General features: G+C 49.3%; 19 protein-coding genes and 1 riboswitch. Of the genes, 6 read left to right on the forward strand and 13 right to left on the reverse strand.

Annotated elements, in window-relative coordinates; translation table 11 throughout:
* Positions 1-269: 269 nt before the first annotated feature.
* The gene (locus BN1360_RS02690) at positions 270-1,157 is read right to left on the reverse strand and encodes a cation diffusion facilitator family transporter (protein ID WP_068778372.1); all 888 of its coding nucleotides are present in this window, start codon (positions 1,155-1,157) and stop codon (positions 270-272) included.
* Between the two features lie 281 nt (positions 1,158-1,438).
* On the opposite strand from BN1360_RS02690, the gene BN1360_RS02695 reads away from it, so the two are divergent.
* The gene (locus tag BN1360_RS02695; RefSeq protein WP_068778373.1) at positions 1,439-1,624 is read left to right on the forward strand and encodes a hypothetical protein; all 186 of its coding nucleotides are present in this window, start codon (positions 1,439-1,441) and stop codon (positions 1,622-1,624) included.
* Positions 1,625-1,746: 122 nt separating this feature from the next.
* Here the strand turns inward: BN1360_RS02695 and BN1360_RS02700 are convergent, their stop codons facing one another.
* The 5 genes from BN1360_RS02700 to BN1360_RS02715 form a co-directional block, all read right to left on the reverse strand.
* A complete protein-coding gene (locus BN1360_RS02700) occupies positions 1,747-3,372 on the reverse strand; it encodes an ABC-F family ATP-binding cassette domain-containing protein (RefSeq protein ID WP_068778374.1) in 1,626 nt (541 codons plus the stop codon).
* 128 nt (positions 3,373-3,500) lie between these two features.
* Entirely contained in the window at positions 3,501-4,451 is a 951-nt protein-coding gene (locus tag BN1360_RS02705; protein WP_068778375.1) for an MBL fold metallo-hydrolase, read from the reverse strand.
* 113 nt (positions 4,452-4,564) lie between these two features.
* Positions 4,565-4,666 (reverse strand): cytochrome bd oxidase small subunit CydS family protein, encoded by a 102-nt coding sequence (cydS, locus tag BN1360_RS26355; RefSeq protein ID WP_372776063.1) that lies wholly within the window; start codon positions 4,664-4,666, stop codon positions 4,565-4,567.
* Between the two features lie 6 nt (positions 4,667-4,672).
* Positions 4,673-5,704 (reverse strand): cytochrome d ubiquinol oxidase subunit II, encoded by a 1,032-nt coding sequence (locus tag BN1360_RS02710; RefSeq protein WP_068778376.1) that lies wholly within the window; start codon positions 5,702-5,704, stop codon positions 4,673-4,675.
* The gene (locus tag BN1360_RS02715; protein ID WP_068778377.1) at positions 5,701-7,050 is read right to left on the reverse strand and encodes a cytochrome ubiquinol oxidase subunit I; all 1,350 of its coding nucleotides are present in this window, start codon (positions 7,048-7,050) and stop codon (positions 5,701-5,703) included. Before BN1360_RS02715 ends, BN1360_RS02710 begins: the two co-directional genes overlap by 4 nt.
* A gap of 320 nt (positions 7,051-7,370) precedes the next feature.
* On the opposite strand from BN1360_RS02715, the gene BN1360_RS02720 reads away from it, so the two are divergent.
* Both BN1360_RS02720 and BN1360_RS02725 read left to right on the forward strand, forming a co-directional pair.
* Positions 7,371-8,045: a helix-turn-helix domain-containing protein gene (locus tag BN1360_RS02720; RefSeq protein ID WP_068778378.1), complete on the forward strand. Its 675-nt coding sequence runs from the start codon at positions 7,371-7,373 to the stop codon at positions 8,043-8,045.
* On the forward strand, positions 8,042-8,929 hold the full coding sequence (locus BN1360_RS02725; protein WP_082789909.1) for an IS3 family transposase: 888 nt from the start codon (positions 8,042-8,044) through the stop codon (positions 8,927-8,929). Before BN1360_RS02720 ends, BN1360_RS02725 begins: the two co-directional genes overlap by 4 nt.
* 84 nt (positions 8,930-9,013) lie before the next feature.
* On the opposite strand, the gene BN1360_RS02730 is transcribed toward BN1360_RS02725, so the two are convergent.
* From BN1360_RS02730 to BN1360_RS02750, 5 genes are all read right to left on the reverse strand, one after another.
* Positions 9,014-15,289 (reverse strand): 5'-nucleotidase C-terminal domain-containing protein, encoded by a 6,276-nt coding sequence (locus BN1360_RS02730; RefSeq protein WP_229520773.1) that lies wholly within the window; start codon positions 15,287-15,289, stop codon positions 9,014-9,016.
* Between the two features lie 408 nt (positions 15,290-15,697).
* Complete coding sequence (locus BN1360_RS02735; protein WP_068778380.1) at positions 15,698-16,651, reverse strand: ABC transporter permease; 954 nt, start codon at positions 16,649-16,651, stop codon at positions 15,698-15,700.
* Positions 16,635-17,711, reverse strand: a complete 1,077-nt coding sequence (locus BN1360_RS02740) for an ABC transporter permease (protein WP_068778381.1) — start codon at positions 17,709-17,711, stop codon at positions 16,635-16,637. The genes BN1360_RS02735 and BN1360_RS02740 overlap by 17 nt, the downstream gene beginning before the upstream one ends.
* Positions 17,708-19,237, reverse strand: a complete 1,530-nt coding sequence (locus tag BN1360_RS02745) for an ABC transporter ATP-binding protein (protein ID WP_068778382.1) — start codon at positions 19,235-19,237, stop codon at positions 17,708-17,710. Before BN1360_RS02745 ends, BN1360_RS02740 begins: the two co-directional genes overlap by 4 nt.
* Positions 19,238-19,493: 256 nt before the next feature.
* Positions 19,494-20,606, reverse strand: a complete 1,113-nt coding sequence (locus BN1360_RS02750) for a BMP family lipoprotein (RefSeq protein ID WP_068778383.1) — start codon at positions 20,604-20,606, stop codon at positions 19,494-19,496.
* A gap of 340 nt (positions 20,607-20,946) precedes the next feature.
* On the opposite strand from BN1360_RS02750, the gene BN1360_RS02755 reads away from it, so the two are divergent.
* Entirely contained in the window at positions 20,947-22,080 is a 1,134-nt protein-coding gene (locus BN1360_RS02755) for a virulence factor (protein WP_068778384.1), read from the forward strand.
* A 93-nt stretch (positions 22,081-22,173) separates the two neighbouring features.
* A riboswitch (Lysine riboswitch) is annotated at positions 22,174-22,373 on the forward strand.
* A 180-nt stretch (positions 22,374-22,553) separates the two neighbouring features.
* Entirely contained in the window at positions 22,554-24,026 is a 1,473-nt protein-coding gene (locus BN1360_RS02765) for an amino acid permease (RefSeq protein WP_068778386.1), read from the forward strand.
* A gap of 5 nt (positions 24,027-24,031) precedes the next feature.
* On the opposite strand, the gene BN1360_RS02770 is transcribed toward BN1360_RS02765, so the two are convergent.
* Positions 24,032-25,153 (reverse strand): transglutaminase domain-containing protein, encoded by a 1,122-nt coding sequence (locus BN1360_RS02770; RefSeq protein WP_068778387.1) that lies wholly within the window; start codon positions 25,151-25,153, stop codon positions 24,032-24,034.
* A gap of 283 nt (positions 25,154-25,436) precedes the next feature.
* Between BN1360_RS02770 and BN1360_RS02775 the strand changes: the two genes are divergently transcribed.
* Positions 25,437-25,634: a hypothetical protein gene (locus BN1360_RS02775; protein WP_068778388.1), complete on the forward strand. Its 198-nt coding sequence runs from the start codon at positions 25,437-25,439 to the stop codon at positions 25,632-25,634.
* Positions 25,635-25,851: 217 nt separating this feature from the next.
* On the opposite strand, the gene trxB is transcribed toward BN1360_RS02775, so the two are convergent.
* Positions 25,852-26,802 carry a thioredoxin-disulfide reductase gene (gene trxB, locus BN1360_RS02780; protein WP_068778389.1) on the reverse strand — a complete coding sequence of 317 codons (951 nt, stop codon included), beginning with the start codon at positions 26,800-26,802 and terminating at the stop codon, positions 25,852-25,854.
* Positions 26,803-26,922: the final 120 nt, after the last annotated feature.

Raw genomic sequence — 26,922 nt, forward strand, 5'->3', positions numbered from 1 at the left:
AATTTTGTCTAAATGCGTCGATTTTCGTGTTATGTATGGCCTTCGCGACAAAATGCCTAAATTACACCCTAAAAAGAAGGACATATTACCCACAAACCCAATATTAACCAACAGCCATTTTGCCAAAAAGATCTTTTTGCGACTATTTCAAGGGGATTACGTGTTCTGCACTTAGACTATAAAACTCCATAAAAAAAGCCGGCAGAGCTCTCTCCACCGACTTCGCTTAGGGCAATCTACTATTTTGTAACACCCAGGCTTTTGGACTTCTATTCCTCTTGTTCTAACCCTTCTTCTCTAGGCTCCACATGGACATGGACATGCATCACATTCTTGATCCGCCTCATCCGCTCTTCCACCGTATCACAGATTTCGTGGCCCTCAAGCACCGTTAAATGTGGATCGACCTCGATCACCACATCGACGAGCACGTGGTTGCCATGGACGCGAGCCTTCAAATCCTTAATTTTCTCCACTCCGGGTATCCGTGAGATCGTCCCGCGCAGGTCCCCAAGCTGTTCCTCATCAAAGCCGTCCGTTAACCGATATGTCGAGTCCCTGAATATGTCCCAAGCGGTCTTGCATATCAATACCCCTACAGCCAGAGCAGCTACGATATCAAGCCATGGCATGCCAAATTGCGCCCCGATGATTCCCACCGCCGCCCCTACACTGACCAGAGCATCCGAGAAATTGTCCTTAGCCGCAGCCATTAGCGCCTGATTGTTAATCTGCTGGGCCAGTCCACGATTATATAAGTATACGCCGCCCATCACGACGGCACAGATGATGGCTATCCCCGCTGACCATAAATCAGGCTTCGTCTCATTCCCCGCAAACAGCGAGCGGATCGCCCCGATAATGACCTGAATGCCAACCATCGCCATAATAAAAGAAGCGATAAGCGCGGCCACAGTCTCCGCACGAAAATGCCCGTAAGCATGATCGGAGTCGGGCGGTTTCTGGGAAATTCGCAACCCGATCAATACAGCGAGCGAAGCGACAATATCCGTTAAATTGTTGAATCCGTCCGCGAGCAGCGCGCTCGAAGCGAATAAATAACCACTAATCAGCTTAAAAGCAGACAATATGACATAGGCTGCGATGCTTAACCAAGCCCCTCGTTCACCTTTGCGTATATCCTCGTATACATTCAAGCCCCACACCTCCACACTTGCCTGACAAATTGCAACACTACCAGTTACTAGTGCGCGTCTATAAATTACCTTTAATATCAAAAGCGTTACTACATCGTACCAGATAAAAATCGTGTGGGTCTACAGAAACAGTGTTGCACCAAGGAAAAGTCAGCTAAGACCGCCCGAAACTCCCCATTTCGTGTACTTTTCAATTTAAATCATCATTCCCGTTGTTCCCCTTTTTAAAAACGTATACAATAAGGTCAAGCTTGTTCTTGAACCAGAGGGGGATGATATCGATGACAGAAAATAATGAGCCTCGTAAGATTGGCTTGGCCGAAGCAATGCGCCAGAAACTTCAGCAAAAAAAGGAGCAGCAAGCGGCCAACAAGCCTGGAGCCAAAAATGCCAATCAAATAAAAGCACTCAAAAGCCAAAACAACAAAAAGCCGAACAATCAGCGCCGCCGTACTGGCGGATCATAGGCAACCCTTACAGTAAGTACAAAGACAAAGAGCCGAGAAACCGTCGATTTAGACAGTTCCCGGCTCTTTTAATATATTGTCTTCCGATATTCAAGCGGTGAAAGCAAATTTTCGAAGGGATATTAAGCTTCTTCAGGATACATGCTCTTGCGCAAAGCCTGAATCTCTTCGCTCTCCAGGTACTCATCATAGCTCATAATACGATCGATGATTCCGCTTGGCGTAATCTCGATAATGCGGTTAGCGATCGTCTGAATAAATTGATGGTCATGCGAAGTGAACAGAATCGTTCCATCAAAATCGATTAATCCATTATTCAGCGCCGTGATCGATTCCAAATCAAGGTGGTTGGTCGGCTCATCGAACAGCAGCACGTTAGCGCCGTTCAGCATCATCTTCGCCAGCATACAGCGCACCTTCTCGCCCCCGGACAGCACTGAAGCCTTCTTGAGCGCCTCTTCACCAGAGAACAGCATCCGGCCGAGGAAGCCACGCAAGAATGTCTCATCCTGATCATTGGAATATTGGCGCAGCCAATCCACGAGATTCAGCTCCACCCCATCGAAATAGCTGGAATTATCCTTAGGGAAATAGGCTTGGGAGGTCGTTACGCCCCAACTGTATTCACCGGAATCCGCCTCAAGCTCGCCCATCAGCACTTGGAACAACGTCGTCTTCGGCAGCCCGTTTGGTCCGACAAAAGCGATCTTATCGCCCTTGTTCACCACAAAGCTGACATTATCCAGTATTTTCTCGTTCTCCACAATCTTCGTAACGCTGTCTACGGTCAGCAACTGCTTGCCCGCCTCGCGTTCACCCTTGAAATGCAGGAACGGATATTTACGGTTCGAAGGACGGATGTCATCGAGTGTAATTTTATCAAGCTGCTTCTTACGGGAAGTTGCCTGCTTCGATTTCGAGGCATTCGCCGAGAAGCGCTGAATAAAGGCTTGCAGCTCTTTGATCTTCTCTTCCTTCTTCTTGTTCGCATCGCGCTGCAACTGCTGTGCAAGCTGACTGGATTCATACCAGAAATCATAGTTGCCAACATAGAGCTGGATTTTACCAAAGTCGATGTCAGCGATATGGGTACATACTTTATTCAGGAAGTGACGGTCATGGGATACGACGATAACCGTGCCTTCATAATCCATCAGGAAGTTCTCAAGCCACTGAATCGATTCCAGGTCCAAATGGTTAGTAGGCTCGTCAAGCAGCAAATTGTTCGGACGTCCGAACAATGCTTGGGCCAGGAGGACGCGGACCTTCTCATTCCCGCTGAGCTCCGACATTTTCTTATCATGCATTTCGCGCGGAATGCCCAGACCAATCAGCAATGCGGCTGCATCCGGTTCAGCATCCCAGCCGTTCAGCTCGGCAAATTCGCCCTCCAGTTCGCCGGCACGCATGCCGTCTTCCTCGGAGAAATCCGCCTTGGCATACAAGGCATCCTTCTCTTTCATAATTGAATACAGGCGTTCATGACCCATAATTACCGTCTCCAACACAGGGAACTCATCATATTCATAATGGTTCTGCTTGAGGACTGCCATGCGCTCATTCGGCGTCATGAATACTTCGCCTTGATTCGGTTCAATTTCGCCGGACAGAATCTTCAGGAACGTCGATTTACCCGCTCCGTTTGCTCCGATCAGGCCGTAGCAGTTACCTGCCGTAAATTTTATATTTACATCCTCAAAAAGTGCTCGTTTTCCATAACGGAGCGTTACACCGCTAGTACTTATCATTTAGGCATTACCATCCTTTTTAAATAATGACACTACTGGTTCAACATTATAACATAGTTCCAGATATAAGTTGAGTACTGCACAGCAATCAGGAACGACTCTGCAAAAAAATAAGGCAACCGTTTCTTTTACGGCCACCTTAAGGTCTCACCATGGTGCAATACGCGAATCTGTTCCTCCGGAATGCCGCGGCGAAGCCGATCCGCTTCAAGTCGATCCAGCGCCTCGCGCGCCGTATCATCCGCCAGTCTGAATGTGCCATAATGCATCGGCACCATCAGTTTGGCCCGAACGTCCTCGAACGCCTGCAGCGCCTCCTCCGGTGTCGTATGCTGAGAGGTCATGAACCATTCCGGCTCATAAGCACCGATTGGCAACAAAGCGATATCGATTTCAAAACGCTCGCCGATCTCGGCGAACCCTCTGAAATATCCGCTATCGCCAGCAAAATACACGATAGGATGCTTCTGTAATTTTGCCTCTACCGTCTCACCGCATAACTCCAGGACGAATCCGCCCCAATGCGACGTATTCGTATCCCACGGCGTCCGGCGTGTCCAGTGCTGCGTAGGGACAAATGTGATCTTCACATTGTCAAGCTGCAGCTCCTCCCACCAGCCAAGCTCATAAGTGCGCTCGAAACCTTTACGGACCATTTTACGCTTTAACCCGCTGGGGACGACGAGCTTTGTCTTGCTCCCATATAATTTGCGGATCGAAGCTAAATGCATATGATCATAATGAGAATGAGATATAAGAATTACGTCAATCTCCGGAATGTCCTGCAGCGGTATTCCCGGCGTGCCCAGCCTCCGCTGGAATCCCATCCGCTTAGCCCACACCGGGTCGGTAACCAGATTCAAACCCGCATACTGAATCAGGAAGGTTGCATGCCCAATCCAGGTGACAGATAGTTCAGAGCGGTTCCCCTGTAGAAAATTCAGATCCGGGGGGAAATTAGGAATGACGTACGAATAATCCTTACGCTTTCTACGGCGTTCATCCCGCCACTGCTTAAACTGCTTCAGTGTCCGGTCCGTCCCGATATTGTCCAAATTGTTGTAACGCTTCCTTGCCATCTTGTATTGGCTCCTCCTTCCAGTCCCCTTCATCCTATGAGAGCCATTAAAATTCCGCCTGTACGACTTACCCCCATTGTAAAACAACTATCCCGTCATTCCAAATTTCAATTTCAATCCGAGGGATCTTTATACCGGAACGAATACAGGAACAGAAAAGCGACGGCGATCACGACCACCAGCTCAGGAGCTATAAAAATAATAAATTTTTCCATACTCTCCTATCCTTTCTTTGGCGAACTGCCGCGCACGTATTTGGCATCAAACAGGAACAATCGGAGCAAAATGATCAGCGAAGGAATGAGCACGCACAGCCCGGCGATAAAAACGGTAATTAGGGCCACCGCCATCGACTCATTGGTGAAGCTCTCATGAATGCTAACCTGCTTATACAGAATATACGGCAGATGCGAATGGCCATAGCCATACCAGGCGAACCCGAACTGCAGCATAACAAGGATGAAGGTCCAGCCAAGGTTCCTCCGTCTCCATACCAGATAGACTGCAGCCAGGTAGCAGATCAGTGAGAGAATGAACACCCAGGCGATGCTTAGCATATTGCTGAAATGCTCGGGATTTTGCCGGTTGATCTGGAAAAAGGCAAACACGCAGGCAAGAATAGTCGGGCCGCTCCACCAGAGCGCATAACCGCGCAGTACTTCAAAGGCAGCACGATCCCCCGCTTTGTCCGCATAGTAGGTCAGGAACATCGCGGAGATGTAGAGTACGGATACGAGCGCCAGGATGATGACCGACCAGGTGTACGGATTGCTGAAGAAGGAGCCCCAGTTCAGATGCACTTTGTTATTTATCTCTGTAATGATGCCGCCTTCGGAAATGGCCAGGATCGTGGAGAGAGCCGCGGGGATCAGAAGGCCGGTTGCACCATAGATCGCCATATATATTTTATTGTCTTCTTTACTGCTGCCATAGGTGTTATAGGCATAGTAGGCACCCCGAAGGGCAAGCAGCACGGTCACCAGGCTGCCTGGAATGAGCAGCGCTGTCCCGTAAAAATAAGCGGAGTCGGGAAAGAAGCCAACAAGGCCAACCACGAAAAAGATCAGAAATACGTTAGTGACTTCCCATACCGGGGACAAATAGCGCTGGATAATGCTGTGCACTTTGTTCTTATGCCCCGTAATTACGCTGTAATAGCTGAAAAATCCCGCTCCGAAATCGACAGAGGCAACAATTAAATATCCGAACAGAAACGTCCACAGTACCGTGATACCAACCAATTCATAGCTCATTTTACCGTCCCTCCCTCAATCCCAAGCTCACGCATTTCTTCAACGACATCCTTGCTGCGGAACAAGCGGGCTAATACGATGACGCAGGAGCCGCACAGCACGATGTACAGCGCAGCGAACAACAATAGCATGGAGCCTACATGATTCGAAGTTGTCGCCGCTTCCCCCACCTTCATATATCCGCGCACAATCCAGGGCTGGCGGCCGAATTCGGCAAACAGCCAGCCTAACTCGATCGCCACGATGGCCAATGGTCCAAGCAGCAGGATCCCAAGCAGCAGCCATTTCGGATATCCACCATGCCGGTTCCCAGGCAGCAAGCGCCTGATCATATATAGAAAAGGGATCAGAACAAGCAGTATACCGATCGTCACTTTCAAATCGAACATATAGTGAATGAACAACGGCGGGCGTTCATCCTCCGGGAATTCATTCAACCCGATCACCTTCGTATTCGGCTTATTACCGGCCAGAATGCTGAGTGCATAAGGGATCTCAAGCCCGTACCTGACTTTATTGTTCTCATCCAGCACGCCGCCAAAGACCAAAGGCGCTTCTCGCCTCGTCTCGAAATGCCATTCGGCGGCGGCCAGCTTCTCCGGCTGATATTTGGCCAGGAACTTGCCCGAGAAATCCCCGATGATCGCTGTAGCCAAAGCGAATATAAAGGCGGACATGACCGTTAGCTTCAACGCTTTTTTGAAATAGGCTTCCTTCCGCCCCATCAGCAGGCTGTACGCAGCAATCCCCGCCAAGAGACAAGCGCTCACCGTATAGGAAGAAGCGAGTACGTGAGATACCTTGGTGGGCGTAGCCGGATTGAACATGGCGATGAGCGGATGCACATCGGTAAATACTCCATTCTTGAGCGTAAAGCCCTGCGGCGTGTTCATAAAAGCGTTCAAAGTCGTAATGAAGAAGGCTGAGGCGGACGATCCGATCGCTACCGGTATCAATAGGAGCAAGTGCAGCATCGGACGCTTGAAGCGATCCCAGGTATACAAATAAATGCCGAGGAAAATCGCTTCGATGAAAAAAGCGAAGGTCTCCATAAAGAGCGGCAGAGCGATGGCATGTCCTGCTACGCGCATAAAGGTCGGCCAGAGCAGACTAAGCTGCAGCCCGATTGAGGTTCCGGTCACAACACCAACGGCGACGGAGATCACGAAACCTCGCGCCCATCTTCGGGCCAGCAAGGAATAATGAGGATCGCGGGTCTGAATCCCTCTCCACTCCGCCAATGCAATCATTAACGGCACACCAACGCCAAGCGAAGCAAACACGATATGCACAAACAGGGTAAGTCCGGTAAGAATACGACTGAGCGTAACCGGATCGTAAGACATGACGATCTTCCTCTCTAGTTGAACATAGTGGTCTGCAGGATGGACCTGCTTATATCAATAGTAATTCAGAAATCTCAGCAGGCTCTTGATGAAGGCATACAGCATAATAATTGCTATCACAAGGCTGACCAGCGCCAGCCTCTTCTCCTGTCTTCTAGAACTCATGATCCTGCCCCCTTAAATTTCCATAAGCTTATTGTGTCTTTCATGTTCCTTTTTATTCCTGAATACAACGCAAAGGGCTGCCCCCAACTGATATGCTCCCCTCTGAGTAGACAGGTTTAAAAAATAAACCGACTACCCAGAGGGGGGCATTTCTTTTGTCAAAACCAGACACATTCACAGCAATAGAAAAATTAGCAATTTTAGAAGAGTTAAGTACGGGGGAGGGCACTCGGGCTGAAGTCGCTCGCCAACATAAAATCAGTATTAATACATTGGTGAAATGGCGTAAACGTTACGAGCTTTATGGAATGGATGGATTGGAAATCCGAACTCGTAACCGCAGTTATTCATCAGAACTGAAAACCCAGGCGGTCCAGGATTATCTTTCGGGACAATACTCGCAATACGAAATAATCGTTAAATATAAAATTGCAAGCCGTACTCAACTCAAACGGTGGATCAACAAGTATAATGGTCATAGCAACTTGAAAACGTATAACGGGGGCGCAAGGGCTATGACAAAAAGTCGGACTACCACTTGGCAGGAACGAATGAATATCGCGCTTTATTGTATTGCACATGAGCGTGACTACCTAAAGACGGTAGACCAGTTTGAGGTTTCCTACAATCAAGTGTACCAGTGGGTGAAGAAATATGAGAGTGGCGGGCCGGATGCGCTAAAGGATGGGCGAGGTCAAAAGAAAGCACCCGAGGAACTGACTGAAACCGATCGGCAGAGACTTGCAATGAAACAACTGGAATATGAAAATGAACGGTTAAGAGCGGAGAACGCATTCTTAAAAAAGTTACGGGAATTGCAAGGGAGATGAGTTTAAGCGGGCATAGACAAGCGCATGTTTACTTGGCCATTCGAGCCGTTCACGAAGAGTCGCAGATTAGCCTGCGGCTACTATGTGAGATAGCTCGGGTGTCAAGATCTAGCTATTACAAATGGATTAACCATAAGCCCAGCCAGCGTGAGCAGGAGAACAAACAGTTGACAGAAGCCATACTAGCCCTTCATGAGCAGGTGCGAGGCATTTACGGCTACCGAAGACATACCGTCCAGCTTACTCGAGACACGAACAAACCTATTAACCACAAACGAATCCAGCGGCTTATGAAGCTAGCAAGTATACAGTCGGTCATTCGCAGGAAGAAAAAGAAATACATGTGCTCTACACCTCAGCATGTTGCAGAGAACCTGCTGAACCGCAAGTTTCAGGCTGAAAAGCCCAACGAAAAGTGGCTAACTGATGTTACGGAATTTAAGTGCGGAAACGGCCAGAAGGCTTATCTCAGCGCTATTCTGGATCTCCACAGCAACACGATTATTTCCAGTGTGATTGGACATTCAAACAACAACAAACTCGTATTTGAAACGCTGGATAGGGCTCTTGATGCTGTTCCGGGCGCTACTCCCATGCTACATAGTGATCGAGGTTTTCAATATACTTCGCTAGAATTCAAACGAAAACTGGACAAAGCCAACATGACACAGAGTATGTCACGTATTAGCCGGTGTATCGACAACGGACCGATGGAGGCATTCTGGGGAACCTTAAAATGCGAGAGGTATTATCTGAATACATACAGTACCTTTGAGGAACTAGAGAAGGACATTAACGACTACATCCACTTCTACAACTATGAACGTTTACAAGCAAAATTAAACGGTCTCAGTCCCATGGAATACAGGACTAAGACCGCCTAAATATTTTACTTATTTGTACTGTCTACTTGACGGGGTGCAGTTCAAACGGGACAGCCCTAAAATTGTCATATGTCAAACATAGCCTTACTTCTCGTATGTCAGCTTCTCCATCATCCGATTCAGCACAGCGGCACTCTCCGCTCTCGTTGCATTCGACTTCGGCACGAATTGATTGCGATGGTCGCCGTTCATAATACGAAGCCCGTTCAGCAGCTGCACCGCCTCCTTGGCCCAAATGCTAACCTGGGCACCATCGGCGAACTCCGTTGGAGAGATATCAGCGCGCTGGAATCCAGCGTACTGAAGCGCCCTGGACACCATTATGGCCATCTCTTCACGCGTAATCGTCCGATCCGGCCGGAATGTGCCGTCAGCATAACCATTAACGATCCCCGCATTCACAGCGGCTTGTACCTGATCGGCATGCCAATCAGTTGCTGCTACATCGCGGAAGCCTTCTGCCTCAGATGAAACGGACAATCCCAACGCCCTCACGATCAGCGATGCAAATTCGGCCCGTGTTACCGGAGCATCCGGTACATAAGTCGTTGGCGTGCGCCCGGCAACAATCATTTTAGCGGCAAGAGACTCCACATCGACTTTGGACCAGTGATCGGCAATATCCGCAAAGGTGACGGAGTTCTGGATCACCAGATAAGTTCCGTTCGCCTGGCTGTAGATATCGATCTGATTTCCGTTCACTTTGAAGGGAACAGGGATATAGCTGCTGCCAACCTGACGAAGCACCGCAATCGCCGCCTGGTTTGGCTGCTGTTCCAAGACAACCGATCTCTTCACATAGGAAGCATATTCGTTCAAAGCAATCGTCTTGCCATCGCCGGTCTGCGCAGCTACATTGTAGCTTATCGCTTGCAGAGCCTGGTACCCTTGGGCCGCTGCTGTTTTTACTGCATTGGCATCTACGGCGAGCTTAACCACCAGTCCAATATCATTGGCAGCATCGGAACCTATCTGCCTCGCTAATCCATCAAGATCAACTTCCTTCTGAGGCAGATCATAGCTTCCGAATGGCGTTACGAAACTTAATACCGAAGCATCTGCTTGAGCAAGCCAGGCTTGAAGCGCTCCGTGATTTACGGTAATAGCAACGGACTGGAACGGCTCTTCGCTTGCCGCCTCGACGGTGACCTTGCCGCCGGTTGGCCGCTTCAAGGCTTCCTTCATTTCCTCAGCACTCATCGTACCGGTTGCCTCGCCTTGCTTGATTTGAAGCTGTACCTTCACCTTCCCAGGCTCTACCGACGGTACTGTTCCCGGGCTTGCAGGAGTTGTCGAACCCGTTGATCCTGATGAACCGGAAGTACCCGGTGTACCCGGAGTCCCTCCTCCTTCTCCAGGCTGTCCTGGTCCTTCAGGAAGCGGTGCCCCCTTCAAATCAATAATTCGCCCTTCTACCGCCGAGGTTTTATCCGTAATGGTGCCTACTTTCTTCACATAGTCTGAGAAGACCTCGTAATCCGGTAGGTAGAGAAGATTTACACGTCCCTCCAGATACGCCTTTTCAAGCGAAGCATAGAAGTCGCCGCCTTTTGCGGTGAACACGTTCGTAGCTACCTCATACGACCTATTCGGGTTCAGCAGCTCATAGCCGTTCTTGCCCTTTACCTCAATACGCATCACACGTTCGCCTTCCGGCTTCGTGGAATCATAGTAGAATTTCATTCCGGCAATATGCGGGAATCGCCCGTCCTGACCAGGAACTTTGGATACGCCATTCTCCATCGCTTCCTTGATTTCCCGGCCTGTCAGCGTAATGGTGACCAGATCATTATTGAACGGCAGAACCGTCATAACGTCACCCATTGTTATTTTACCGGCGGCAATGGACTCCCGGATGCCCCCTCCATTCTGCAAGGCAATCACGGCATTTGTCCCCGCTGCCTGGGCCGCATCGAGCATCCCGTCGGCAATCAGGTTGCCAAGGTTGGTCTCCTTCGTCCGCACATCAGCGCGCACCCCGTTCAGCACCACTTCAGTCTGACCCACTTCGATCTGCTTCAGTTCCTCGATGCCCGGTTTATATTTGGTATTTAATAGATCCAGTGCTTCCTGATCGGGCTGGATGACATACTGCCCGTTCGCATCCTTCTCATCAATGGAGATAAGACGGCTGTCCCAATCCTGGAGCACTCCTTCGTCATTGAAGACCACTTCGAGCTTGCCGAGGAATTGGCCTTTCTCACCTGTCTGCACGATCAGCTTCGGCTCACTTCCAGTACGGTCCACGACCGCTTGATCAAGCTTGGTATGGCTGTGTCCACCGACGACAATATCAATCCCATCAACCGCTTTAGCAAGATTCACATCAACATCATACCCGAGATGTGTTAAGGCAATAATTTTGTTAACCCCTTCACGCTGCAGCATGGCGACGGTATCTTTAGCCTTCTGCACCGCATCATCAAACGTAACTAACCCTGGCGATGCAATATTGGCTGTATCCTCCGTAGTCAGACCAAACACACCAACCTGTTGGCCATCCACCTCCATAATTATCGCCGGATAGATCGTGCCAGCTTCTGTATTCCGCGAGATCTCATTCTTGAATTTCCCTTTTAACACAGGATCGGCTGAGAAATTAACGTTCGAGGATATGAACGGGAAATCTGCATGTTCTATAAATGCGTTCAACACCTCTGAGCCTTTATCGAACTCATGGTTGCCGAAGGTCATGCCATCATATTGAACCAGATTCATAAACTCCAGATCTGCCAGGCCAAAGTACTTGTTGAAGTACAGCGTACCGGAAAATACATCCCCTGCATCCAGAAGCAGCGGATTGACCGAGCTCACCTTCTGTTCCCGAATAGCGGCAACCCGACGGGCAATGTTATCCGGTGAGCTCACGGTATCCAGGTTGGCATGCGTATCATTCGTATGCAAAATCGTCAGCGGGAATCCGTCGATCGTCTGTTTTTGCAGATCGATCTGGGCCACGACCGGATCATGATCGGACACACGGCCCCTGGAGGCCGGGAAATCTGCATTGAGATGAACAACATCCACCTCTGCGGACCGAGTCAGGTTCTTGCTGACCAGAATATGGTCCAGTACCTGGGAGTTGCCGTCATAGGTGTATGTGTACTGCTCTTCTAGCGGCAATGTTTCGATCAGACTGTCCAATGCATTTCCTTTCAAGATTTTAGCCGTTTCGGTAAATTGAAAATCATTCAGGTCACCCATCACGATGATGTTCGACTTCGGATTTCCCTTCAGAACCTCTTGGATAAATCCGTTCACGACAGCGGCAATCTCATGGCGCTGAGCTTCGCTGGAGAGTACTGGCGGCTGCGTGCTGCCAAAAGGCCCCTGGTCGCCGGACTTCGAATTGAAATGATTGGCGATAACAATCACTTTCTCACCACGGAACTCGAACTGGGCCGCCAGCGGTTTACGCGAAGCATTAAATGCGCTATGGGTCGGCTCAATCCGGCCTGGATTAAGAGTCAACTGATCCTTGTCTGCATCATAAGCAACCGCATCCGTAGATGATCCCTTCTTGCCGAGTACGCTATCCGACAATTGAACGCGGCCTGGATTGTAGAGGAAGCCTACCCGGATATTTGCCCCAGGCGCCCCGCCATCGTTGTTATTGACCGGCTCAATGTCCGTATAGCTGTAAGCTGGTCCACCAGCAGCCCGAATTGCATCGACCAAGGCTTGATAGCTCTGATCCGCCGCTGTTGTTCCATCGTTCTTCTCCCCATTGTTGTCCTGAACCTCAACCAGACTGATAATATCCGGCGATTTCATATTCATGACGATCGACTCTGCCAGCTTGTTCATTTTGGCGGAGCCCACGCCAGGATAATAGTTCTCAATATTATAGGTCGCTACTGTTAACTGGTCGTCCTTAACGTCAATAGTGGATACCTCTTGTTGGAAAGGACTGCTGTTGATGGCTGGCAGCCCTCCCAGCTCCGGAATCACTTTAAAATTACCGTTGTTATAGCCGATTACCCCGATGACATCGCCTGCGAATGTATCGCCCGTGCTTACTTCCTGACCAGGATTACCGTAAGCAATAATGAGGCGCTGCGGATTGAAGTTGCCTTGCTCCTTCAGCACCAGCCCTCCAGCCGGCGTAATTACGTCCGGCTCATCATTCTCAACGCGAGTGGCAATATTGTATGTCCCACTGCTTGTCCAGTATGGGCTGATGATCGTCGGTTCGGCGAGTCTGATTCGCATCCCTTCCAATGATTCATAGAAGTCAATCGCATCTTCATCCGGATCGAAGCTCTGCAATCCGTCATTATCAATAATCGATGCAGGGATCGGACGCCCGCCTTTGCCTAAGGTAACCGCCTCCGGCAGCGGCTGATTCTCCTTGATCGTCTGGTAAGACTGAAGCTCGATCTGGGTTGTCGTCAAATTGCTGGAGCTTCCTTCGTTATATTCAGCAACTTTGCCGCTAACGGATACCAGATCGCCTACTTTAGGCCGATTTATGCTTGTAGTGTATACAAAAATGGCATCCGAGGTGTTCGGATTGGAATCCGGTGCGGCATCTTGAATATAGAAACCTTTGATATTTCCGTTAGAGAAGGTATATCCATATTGCGTAACGATTCCCTCGACGTTTTTGACCGTCTGTCCATTATATGGCGAGGAATGGTCCTCTCCCTGAATATTCGCGATGCGCGGCTGCTCTGTCGCCACATAGGCGAATTCGAACACTTTACTTACACTCCCGCCGGACTCAACGATCGCCTTGATGGTCATATCATGGTCGACTTGAATCGGCGTGCTGTAAGGCAGGCTTGCCGTTGTTGGCTCACTTCCATCGACGGTATAATAAATATTTGCATTCGGGGTCGGACTGGATAGTGCAACCGTACTCCCGGTAATAATTAGACCTGCCCCCGGACTTGCAATGACAGAGAACATATCTTCAATCAGGGCCGCATCATTCAGCGGGATCAGCTCATATATACTGCCATACTGCTTCACCACGCCCGTTATACGACTAAAGGTCTTACCCGCCTTCAGCTTGGAGAGGCCGGAATAGATTGTAAATTCGGCTCCGCCTTGTACAGCCGTGTACTCGTTCGGTCGATTCTCGGACTTAATAGAGATATCCTCCAGGTAGACGAGCCTGGCTTCATAGGCTTCCCCTTGGTTGGCAGAGAGATCTGCTCCTTGGATTTGAATAGCTTGCGGCGATCCGATATCTTTGTCGGTTACTTGATACGGCAGCAGAGGATGCGGTTTAAGCTCCTGAAGATTGTTATAAATCTCCATAACCCCGGCCACACTGATCCGATCTCCGACACCCGCGGTTTGCGGATAATCGTAGAGTACAATGCCAGCCGTATCATCCTGCATATAAATCTCATTACCTTCGATATGCGTGATGATACCTGATGTCCAGACATGCTCGCCCTTTGCCTTGAGGCGCGCTTCAGCAACAGATGTCTCCGTTAGAATATCGTATTCGTAGGAGGCGATTGGGCCATCTGCAACTCCATCCATGGCCGCATAAGCCTCTATGCGCATCGGCTTATCAAGCACAATGGGGCCATTTACAGGCTGGAATCCTGTTCCGTTTCCGCCTGACCGATAAATATCGGCATAGACCGAGGCCGTGACTGAAGGAGGGCTTAACGTAATTTCCGTCCCTTGCGGCCAAGCATTAGCCTCTGGATTCGCCGTTACACGTCCCAGCCCGCTGTTCGGATCTACTGGCGTGCGAGGAGATGAACTGTTGCGCGGATCGGGTGTATCGATTCGAAAATCACTGTCGTTATGATCCGTATCCAGACCGCGATCATCTGATTGACCATTGGTTAATTGTTTGCGAATCGCAGCCGTTGAATTTGATAACGCTTGCGTAGGTTTGCCCTCTGATAATGAGGCATTGCCATACCCGATTAGATCAATGCGATCACCGTTGGCATCTACCAGATCAACTTTACCATTTGTACCGCTTAAATCTATTTGCCCTTGAATATCAGGCGTTGGCAGAGCTAGTGCACCACCAGCCCCCTTCTTCTCCTGAATCAATAAATAGGAATAAGGTTCGATAATACCGTTCAAGGAAGTTATATTATTACTATCACTAAAATTACCTGTTGCACTGGCATAACGAACTTTCCAGCCTGTAAGATCGACTGCTTGACTTGTAGGGTTAAACAATTCGATGAAGTCGTTGCTATACTCAGCTCCACTATTCCCGCCGCCCCCATAAACCTGGCTGACTACAATTTGATCATTTTGCGGTGAAGCTTGTACCCTTTGCTCAGAACCAAAAGGAACGATCGTACTCAGGAACATAACAACAGCCAACGCTAAGCTCATCTGCTTACAGAAGCTTTTAAATCGCAAGCCCATTCTCATGATTCACTCCTCTATCAAAATTTTATAGACTCACTTTCAATATATGCCAGCATTGTTATAGCAGAAGTAACTGATAGTATGTTTTGTGTAAAAAGACCGCCAGATTGACCGCGCAATCGTATCATTGCAATGTTATTGTCGTTATATAAATTGTCCCCCTTTCAAAGTGAGTTGTGGTCGTTCAAAAGGGTCCGCCACTGAGATCGATCTAGGACGTTTGAATAACGATAGCAAGATCCGTGAACCTTGGTACTCGTCCTCTCCTTTTTGAACAACCTTATAGCGTAAAAAGACCCTCTTACCGGGTTCTTGCCTTCTAGAGACTGAACTAGTGTAAGAGGGTCTTCATGCTATTGTATGATCGTCTTGGATGTCTAAAATGCTACTATCCACATTCCTATGCCGATTTTACCGTTTTCCGGAATCAAAAGGCTCTCCGACGGCTTTCGGTGCATTGGACGATTTCGAGAAAATAACCAGGGCGATCAGGGTCACCACATACGGGAAAATCTTCAGAATCACCGGCGGGAATACCGCCAGCGACGGAATAACCTGCGATACGTTAGCAATAGTGCTAGCAAATCCAAAGAAGAACGTTGCCAGCAAGATGCCCAGCGGCCTCCATTGGCCGAAGATAAGCGAAGCCAAGGCAAGGAAGCCGAGTCCTGCCACATTTCCGGTAAATTCACCGGAATAGGTTAACAGAATGATCGCGCCGCCCAGACCGGCAAATGCCCCGGAGACCATAACACCGATATAACGCATTGATCTCACGTGGATCCCAGCTGCTTCGGCAGCATGCGGATGCTCACCGCAGGAACGAAGACGGAGGCCAAAAGGCGTCTTGTACAACAGAAATGCACTAAGCAACAGGATGATTATGATAAACAGGGTCGAAGCATACATTTTGGTAAAGAATAAGTCCCCGATGATCGGAATCTTCGATAACCCAGGGAAATTAAAGGGCATAAATCCTTGTTTGATTCGAATATTCCCGCTACCGGTAATATTGCGCGCCAGGAAGATGGTCAAAGCACCGGCAATCATATTGATCGCCGTGCCGCTAATGATCTGGTTGGCGCTCAGATTGATGCTCGCGAAGGCGTGCAACATGGAGAACAATGCGCTAACCACAGCAGCAGCCAGCAGTCCTACCCACAGAACCCACCATGAGCCCAAATAATATTCCTGCAGCTTCGATACGACAAAAGCGCCTGTAAAGGAGCCGACAATCATCAATCCGTCGAGACCGATATTCACGACCCCGCTTCGCTCACTAAACAGTGCGCCCAAGGCGGTAATCAAAAGCGGGATGGTGAACACGATAGCATACGGAAAAATCTGTTCAAGCGTTGTCCACATGGTCTTGTTCCCCCTGCTTTTTATTTGCTGCACGACGCACCTTCAGCTTGTGAAGCAATCGTTCGATAAGAATGCTTGTCGCGGCGAAATAGATAATGATGGCGATGATGGTATCTGCTATCTCTGGCGGGATTTCGGTCATGGCATTCATGAAACCTCTACCCGAATATAACAGGCCGAAGAACAGGGCTGACATTAATACGCCCAATGGTGTATTGCTGCCAAGCAGAGCAACGGCAATGCCATCAAAGCCTTGGGTCGGCAAAATACCGATCTGGATGCTGGAGGCATTCCCTGTGTATTGGGCCACCCCTGCCAGGCCGGCGATACCGCCGGAAATGAACATGGATAGTACAATGCTCCGTTTAACGGCAATACCTGCGTATTCAGCTGCGTGACGGTTGAATCCGACCGCCTTCAGCTCATAACCAAGCGTCGTCTTGTTAATCAGGAATGCAACCAACAGTACGGTGATTACCGCGATAAAAAAGCCCAAATTGATGTAGGAGCCTTGGAATAAGTCACTGAGCCACTGCTGATGCAGCATCGCTTCCGGCGGAAGCTGGCGCGATTCTGTCTCCAGGCTAGTCCCTTTGAAATAAGCCGGAATAACATAATATACCGTCCAATAAGCGGTCCAGTTCATCATGATCGTGGATACAACTTCATGCACATTATATCTGGCCTTCAAGAAGCCCGGGATCACAGCCCACAGAGCACCGCCGATAAATCCGATAATTACCATTAACGGCAGGAGAATCAGGCTAGGCAGATTCAGCGAGAGACCTATAGCTGTTGCAGCGAAGCCGCCGATAAGCATCTGTCCAGCCGCTCCGATATTAAACAATCCGGTACGGAATGCAAACGCAACCGAAAGTCCGGTCAGAATAAGCGGAGTTGCTGTAGCCAGCGTATTTCCGATTCTTTCCGGGTTTTTCAGTCCGCCCTGGATGAGATACATATATCCTTCTACCGGATTATGACCGGTCAGCACCATAAGCAATGCCCCTGCGATAAGTCCGAATACAACGGCAAGCAACGATTTAACGCTGTTATTCATGCGGTGCCCTCCTCCTTATGATACCCGGCCATCATCAGCCCGAGTTCTCTTTCGTTCGTTTCGGAGGCATTGACGATCCCTACCAGTTCGCCATTATTAATAACTGCAATACGATCTGCCAAATTCATTACTTCGTCCAGCTCCAACGAGACGAGCAGAACGGCTTTGCCTTTGTCTCGCTGCTCTACAAGACGTTTGTGAATATATTCGATTGAGCCCACATCAAGCCCCCGGGTCGGTTGAACCGCAATCAGAAGATCAGGATCGCGTTCTATCTCGCGACCGATAATCGCCTTCTGCTGGTTGCCGCCGGACATCGAGCGAACGATTGAACTTCCGCCAGTTCCTGACCGCACATCAAAGCTTTGAATAATATGCTCCGCATGCTTGCTGATCGCCGCCGGCTGAAGCAGCCCTGACTTGGAGTATGGCTGCCGATTATACACTTCAAGAATTAGATTCTCCTCAAGGGTGTAATCCAGCACCAGTCCCCGTTTCTGACGGTCCTCGGGAATATGTCCAATCCCGCTGTCATTACGCTGGCGAATAGACAAATCATTAAGTGCCTGCCCGTTCAAGGTTACAGTACCGCTCTCTATCGAACGCAGCCCCGTAATGGCTTCGATCAGCTCGGACTGCCCGTTGCCGTCTACCCCGGCGATCCCTAGTATCTCGCCAGCTTGCAGACTAAGACTGAAGGATTTAAGCGCTTCGACCTTCTTGCTGTTCTTCACTGTGAGCGACTGGACTTCAAGCACGGTTCTGCCCGGCTTGCTCTCCTCCTTGTCTACCTTGAAGGAGACGCTGCGGCCTACCATCATTTCAGCCATTTCTTCACGGCTTGTGTCGGCAACATTCACAGTTCCGATCGTCTTGCCGCGGCGAATAACGGTACATCGGTCTGCTACTGCTTTGATCTCCTTCAGCTTGTGGGTAATCAAAATAATAGACTTGCCTTCTTTAACCAGATTTCTCATGATATCCTGCAGATCCGTGATCTCCTGTGGGGTCAACACAGCGGTTGGCTCATCAAAGATGAGTACTTCCGCATCGCGGTATAACATCTTAAGAATCTCAACCCTCTGCTGCATGCCCACCGAAATATCCTCGATTTTGGCATAGGGGTCTACATTGAGGCCGTATTTCTTGGACAGTTCCTCAACCCGCTTGGCAGCGGTTCTCACGTCCAGGCCGAAGAAAAATTTGCGAGTCTCACTGCCCAGAATAATATTCTCGGTAACGGTAAACGGTTCAACCAGCTTGAAATGCTGGTGCACCATCCCGATGCCAAGCTTGTTAGCCACATTCGGATTCGAAATCCGCACTTCCTGGCCTTTCACCTTAATGATTCCGCGGTCAGGCTGGTACATGCCAAACAGGATGCTCATCAACGTTGATTTGCCTGCCCCGTTCTCCCCCAGCAGGGCATGAATCTCGCCCTTCTCCAGTCTGATCGTAATGTCATCATTGGCTACGATACCCGGAAATTCCTTGCGGATGCCCACCATCTCGACAACATAGTCCATGGTTTAGGTATCTCTCCTTCTTCAATAGTAAGTTTTGTGTGGTTTGGAAGTTAACCAGAAAAACGCCAATCGACGCACCTCAACGAGAAAGACCTCGGCAAATGGTCAATTTGCTTGCGATATCAGGATGTATAGCTCCTGCTGCTCATGCTCTTCGTTACCTTAAAAAAAGACGGAGGAGACTCCGTCTTTTTTATTAAACTCGATGTCGCTTGCTACTATGATTACGTCGATTCATATAGATCCGTATTAGGGATTACTTGATCAGGTCGCCTTGCTCACCAGCTACAGTAATTTCTCCGGATTTAATCTTGTCAAACACTTCGCCTACTTGTTTAATAATGTCATCGCTAAGGTTAGGGTTCTCATCCGGAAGACCTACGCCATCGCTTTTTGCATCCAGTGTAAGTGTTTGTCCGCCTGGGAATTTGCCGTCCAATTCCGCTTTGATCATATCGTAAGCGGCTTGGTCAACTCTCTTGATTGCGGAAGTCAGAATAACCGACTTATCTCCTTCATACACGCCGTCTTGGTATTGGTCGGAGTCAACGCCAACGACCCATACATCGGCCCCGTTCTTAACGCGAGTCTTCGCTTCGTTGATCGCACCTACGCCTACGCCGCCTGCAGCTGCAAAAATAACGTTAACGCCGCGGTCATACATTTGTGCAGCCAACTGGCTGCCTGCCGCAGAATCATCAAAAGAACCTTGGTATACTACGTTCTCTTTGTTAATTACAAGATTCGTTCCGAGGTTCTCATTTGCATATTTAACACCTTGTTGGAAGCCCCAGTTGAACTTCTGTACAGGAGGAATTTCCATGCCGCCGATGAATCCGGCTTGCCCGTCCTTCACGTGCAGGGCCGCCGCTATACCAGCCAAAAATCCTGCTTCATGCTCTGCGAAGAAGATGGAGACGGTATTTTCTTTTACAACCGGCTGAGCATCTGGCTCCCCTGAGTTTGGTGCTCCGTCAATCAGGACGAATTTAGCATCGGTATATTTGTCTTGAGCTTTAAAAATAGCGGTTTCAAATTTGAAGCCTGGCGTTACGATGAATTTGTAGCCAGCGTCGAACAGATTACCTACCTCTTTTGTGTAATCCGCTTCCGTTGTTCCGGCTGGTTTCAAGTATTTGTAATCCATCTTGAAATCCTTGTTCGCCTTTACAATACCTTCATAGGTACCTTGGTTAAAAGACTTGTCATCGATAGTGCCTGAGTCCGTAACCATCCCAACCTTGAAGTTCGCTTTAGGCGCGTTTCCTCCATCGTTGCCGCTGGATTCCGATGCCGATTTATCTCCGCATCCTGCCAACATGGCGACCGATAACACCACACTTAATAAAGCTATGACCCCTTTTTTCATTAAGGACAACCCTCCTATAAATGTATGCACAAATGAAATGCTAGATTCGTGCTACCTACAATATATTAATAAATTTTACACATTTCAACATGATTTCTTTGGATTATATTAAACTACCTCAGCACCGCGGTAAATCAATCAAGCTGTTAAAAATGCAATATGTAGAAATTATGTAAAAATACCATTGAACGGATGCTCACGTATTTTTGCAGTTAAAATTGCTAATTCCTTTAACAGGCTTGGGATTAGCGGTTGCTTAAGGTAAAATAAAAATAATAGCACGAATTCAAAAATTCAAATTTTTTAATTTTCTTTGTGAAGGGAGAAATGTGAACAAATTATGAAAATTATTTTTATAGAACCTACTCCTAGCCCCAACTCTATGAAGCTGCATCTGGACGAAAGCCTGGAGCCGGGAATTCGCAGAACATACACCTTGGACAATGAACGCTCCGCTCCGGCCTGGATCAGACAGATGCTGAACATCCCGGGGGTAAAAAGCGTCTTCCACACCGCGGATTTCGTAGCATTGGATCGTAAGGGTGGAGCAGACTGGGCTGCTATTCTGGCCGCCGTCCAGGAACAATTCGGCCAGGACCATGTGGAATCCGCCTGGAATCCGGAGGATGGAGAAGCCCATGGCTTCGGCGAAGCGCAAGTATTCGTACAGTTCTTCCGCGGTATCCCGATGCAGATCCGTGTTAAATCCGGCAATCAGGAGGAGCGCATTGGTCTGTCCTCCCGTTTTGTTGATGCCGTCACTGAGGTCGCCAGCGCCACGTTAATTAAGGAGCGTAAACTTGTTGACTACGGTGTGCGTTATGGTGAGCTGGCGGATATCGCCCGCGAAGTAGAACAGGAGCTTGAAGCTGCTTATCCGGCTGAACGGCTGCAGGAAATCGTAAGCCAGGCGATTGCCCATGGCCATAACCAGGCCGAATTCGTCGAGCATCGCCGCGTGCTCAGCTTAGCTGACGTTGAGCAACAGATGCAAGATAGCGACTGGCATGTGCGATATGCCGGGCTTGAAGCGCTGCAGCAGCCTGGACCAGAGGCGATGCCTCTGCTTATTGAGGCGCTGCGTGACAAACAGATGCAGATCCGTCGTCTGGTTGTCGTCTACCTTGGCGACATCCGTACGCCAGAAGCAATGGAGCTTCTCTATGAGGCGCTGCGTGACGCTTCCGCAGCCGTTCGCCGCACCGCTGGCGATACGTTGTCCGATATCGGCGACCCGGCTGCGACGGGACCGATGATCGAGGCGCTGCAGGACAAGAGCAAGCTGGTTCGCTGGCGCGCGGCGCGCTTCCTCTACGAGGCGGGCACCGACGATGCGCTTGAAGCATTGCGTGCCGCAGCGGACGATGCGGAATTCGAGGTTAGCCTGCAAGCCAGAATGGCCGTAGAGCGAATCGAATCCGGAGAACAGGCCGCGGGTACCGTCTGGCAGCAAATGGCGCAGCGCGAAAGATAACGGCAGTTAATTTTTAGTGGTTGCCCTACCAGATGGCATAGGCTATACTTGCTAATGTTGTAAGGTAACTGAATATTTGAGCCTCATCATTGCGGGTGAGGTAGAGGTCGCAACTGTGAAGAGTATACCGGAGGAGGCGTATGAAGCCGCCTATGAATCCGGAGGAAAGGCACCGTTGCCGAAGCGTTCAATCAGCTTCAATCCGATTGAGCCGCTGGGGCTGTCGTCGAAAGAGACAGAACTGTCACAATTTCTTTATGCCATATGGGGAATTGTGTTGAGCTATCTTCATGAAGGAATGGTGCGGAGATTTCGTGTATATATTACATGTCCATAACAGGACCGCGGATATTCTTCCGTGGTCCTTTTTTATTTTTCCAACAGCTGCGGCCTCTGAGAGTGGGTACAAAATTCTTTGCACCCGAATGTAATTCAATCTTTTATGGAACATTCATCTTAAGGAGTGCTGTTCAATGAGCAAACAACCTAGCAAGTCGAATTCGTCGTCTCTTAAACCGGGACTCAAAGCGAGACATATGACGATGATCGCCCTCGGCGGTTCGATCGGAACGGGCCTGTTCCTCGCCAGCGGCGGAGCCATTGCCTCCGCAGGTCCGGGCGGTGCCCTGCTGGCTTATGCCGCGGTCGGCATCATGGTCTACTTCCTCATGACCAGTCTGGGAGAACTGGCCACTTATATACCGGACTCCGGGTCCTTCGAGACCTATGCCTCCCGCTTCGTTGACCCTTCCCTGGGCTTCGCCATGGGCTGGAACTTCTGGTACAACTGGGCCATCACGATTGCAGCCGAGCTATCAGCTGCCACGCTTATTATGAAATACTGGTTCCCGAACAGCTCCTCGTTTGTCTGGAGCTTCCTGTTCCTGGCTCTGATCTTCGGGCTGAACGTATTGTCTGTTAAAGGCTATGGAGAATCTGAGTATTGGTTCGCTATTATTAAGATTGTGGTTGTTATCGTGTTCCTGATCGTCGGCGTTGCCATGATCTTGGGCATATTAGGCGGCGAAGCTGTCGGCTTCAAGAACTTCACGATCGGGGATGCGCCGTTTCACGGCGGGTTCTTCACCTTCCTTGGCGTATTTATGGCCGCCGGCTTCTCCTTCCAGGGCACCGAGATGATCGGGGTTGCTGCCGGAGAAAGCAATAACCCGCGGGAGCATGTCCCACGGGCGATCCGACAAGTATTCTGGCGTATCCTGCTGTTCTATATTTTCGCGATCCTAGTGATCGGACTGCTAATTCCATACACGAATCCAAACCTGCTCAAGAGCGGAATCGATAGTATCGGCGTCAGTCCGTTCACCCTCGTATTTGAGCGAGCGGGTCTGGCCTTCGCTGCTTCAGCAATGAATGCGGTCATCTTAACTTCGGTGCTCTCCGCTGGCAACTCGGGAATGTACGCCTCTTCACGCGTTCTTTACTCCCTGGCCAAACGCGGCAAGGCCCCTCGGTCCCTGGGCAGGCTGAACCGTCACGGCATCCCGATGAATGCTCTGCTGCTGACGACAGCGGTTGGCATGATCGCCTTCTTGGCTTCGCTGTTTGGCGATGGCGTCGTCTATACCTGGCTGCTGAACGCATCCGGAATGTGCGGCTTCATCACTTGGCTTGGCATCGCCATCAGTCATTATCGGTTCCGCCGTGCCTTTATGGCTCAAGGCCATGATTTGAATGAACTGCCGTATAGAGCCAAATGGTTCCCATTCGGTCCTATCTTTGCGTTCCTTCTGTGTATGATCGTTATTATCGGACAGAGCATGTCCCTGATTACGGAGCATGGCTTCGATTGGCAAGGCTTAATCGCCGCCTATATTACGATCCCGGTCTTCCTGATCGTCTGGCTCGGGTATAAATGGAAACATCATATTAAGCTTGTCCCTCTCAAGGAATGTGATCTCTCCTCCCCTACTCGCGGCAAGCAATAGGCGGTCTATTCCCAATGAATCTCCACCTGGAGATCATCGGTTCCGTAGAGCGGAGACGATAGATAGCTAATATTATCGATCGACAGATCATATAAACTAACCAGATCCTGAAGCAATTGTCTCTCAGAGCCGCCATAACGTACCGTAATGGTCGTTCTCCCGGTTTTGAGACTTTGCTTCACTTTTTTTTGCATGGCGGCTGAATCGGTTATCGCGGCGTTCGGGTAATACAGGTTATAGCCAAGCTGCTCCTCAAGCGCATGATACATATCCCTCTTGTCCTCGCTCAGTACAGCTAAAGAACGCAGGCTGTCACGGTACAGCGTAGACGCTGCAGGATAAAGTTTGGTCCACTGGTGGTCCTGCCTCATTTGTTCATCGGTAAGCAAATAATAGTTGTACCTGACCCGCTCCGGATTATCCGGCGAAGGATCATCCCAGGTCGTATCCAGGTGATACCACAAGTTGCCCAGACTAACGAGGTTCCACGCATGAAGCTGCCCCCCCGCAGTACCTTCTACGATCAGATTGTTGAATCCAGCCTCTTTTAATAATTGGTAGGTCAGCAGTGAATACCCCTGACATACCGCCTTACCTGTAAGCAGACCTTCGTAGGCCGTATATTTCTGCAAATCGCGGTCATATTTAAGATGCAGCACGACATAATCGTGGATCGCCTTAACCTTCTGGTGGACATTCATCTCGGGGGTTAGAATCTCCCGCAAAATCTCCTGTACGCGCCGCTTAACATAAGCGGATTGTTCCGCTGTCTCTCGGTAGCTTACTTGCAAATTTATTTTTGCGTAGCCGGATGTTCCTTTCCAGGAATATGTGTACCGGTCCACAATATATTTAGTGTATGGGTCGCTGTCCAGCGCCTCATTGATCGCCTGTTTGAGCAATTGCTCCAGTTCCTTGGTCGGCCCTTTGTACTTTAAGGTGATAGAGGCTTCTCTTGCTCCTAATCCTTCAGCAAGCTTCAACTGCAAGTCCGTAGACGATGTAACATAGACCGAATCCGACGCAGCGTGCACATGGGGAACTCCCCAATGGGGCGGAATCACTCCCAGCATCACTGCACCCAACAATCCTGCCGCCAGCCAGCGTCTAACCATGCTTCGTCTCATGCCTCTTCATGCCCCCTTCACAAAAAGTTTATGACACAAGTGTTGGCCAACCCCTATGTAAGCCCATTGTAACATAGCCTGTACTGCAAAGGTTTTCTAGTTTTGTCGAGCAATAACGAATGAATTAAAAGAGGAACATGGCAATAATTTCAATAATATGACATGAATTTCACGGATTTTTCTACCTCATCTACCTGAAGTTTTGATATAATAAAAAAGCTTATAACTGTGATATATATCACTGCAAATCATACGCGTAGTAGAATGGGGAGACACTCTAACTATGACCATCGTGGACCTTTCGGATATATCCGTCGAAATGTTCGTCACCGTCATGCTCTTTCTGCTTTTCATTGCTCCACTTGTCAGTCTCGGCATATTACGTCTGTTTCAGGGCAAGAAAAAGGTCGGACTTAGTCTGATCGGTGGCGGAGTTGTTGTCTATTTAGTATTTCAGCTCATCATGATATTGCTTAATTGATACCCATATAGAGGATGTCAGTTCATAACTATGCTGAACGGCATCTTCTTTGATTTCAGGATATACGTAATAAAAGAGGGTTCTGCTCAGAAAATAGCAAAATTTGTGTGAAAACACAATTATATAAATGGGCTCGATTTTTGTGTATGAAAAAGAGGACGGATCAATAACGATCCGTCCTCTCTATTTTCACCGCTTCATGACCGGATCATCCCCGTTACTTCGCGGCAAGCTCTTTCTGTTCATGCTCCAGAGCTTCGATATACTTCTCGCAATCGAGCGCTGCCATACAGCCGCTGCCAGCTGCGGTAATCGCTTGACGATAACGCGTATCCTGAACATCGCCACAGGCGAACACGCCGGGCACATTTGTCTCCGAGGTGCCTGGTTTGACGATGATATATCCGTTCACATCGGTATCGATCTGACCGCCTAAGAAGCCGGTATTCGGCGTATGTCCAATTGCAACGAACACGCCGGTCGCGTTGATGACTTCTTCCTCCCCGGTGGCATTGTTGCGAACCTTCAGCCCGGTTACGCCCATATCATTCGTAAGAACTTCAAGCGGTGTACGATCCAGTGCCCATTCCACTTTCTCATTAGACCGAACGCGATCCTGCATAATTTTCGAGGCGCGCAGTTCGTCGCGGCGATGAACGACCGTTACTTTGGAGGCAAAGCGGGTGAGGAAGCCAGCCTCTTCAAGCGCGGAGTCCCCGCCACCGATAACGATAATCTCTCTGTTGCGGAAGAAGAATCCGTCGCAGGTAGCGCAGGTGCTGACGCCGCGGCCCACATTATCCTGTTCGCCCGGAATTCCGAGATATTTTGCCGATGCGCCTGTGGACAGCACCAATGTCTCGGCCTCCAATTCACCCAATCCATCGACATCCAGCTTGAATGGACGGCGGCTCATATCAACGCTGTTCACCCAGCCTGTGCGGAATTCTGCACCGAAGCGCTCCGCTTGCTTACGCATATTATCCATCAATTCCGGCCCCATAATTCCATCCGGAAATCCCGGGAAGTTCTCAACATCCGTTGTTGTCGTCAATTGACCACCAGGTTGCGGTCCCTCTATAACCAATGGCTTCATATTGGCTCTTGCTAAATAAATCGCTGCCGTCAGTCCTGCAGGACCTGTACCGATTATAATCGTCTTATACATAAATAATTCCTCCTTAAACGCAAGATACACACAACTCATCAAAACTACTATATATTCATCATTATCTTATTAAAGGTTAGGGAAAGTCAATGTTCGTAACAGCCAGGTTCAGTGAAGTTC

It is taken from the genome of Paenibacillus sp. GM2, assembly GCF_900069005.2.
Lineage (GTDB): Bacteria > Bacillota > Bacilli > Paenibacillales > Paenibacillaceae > Fontibacillus.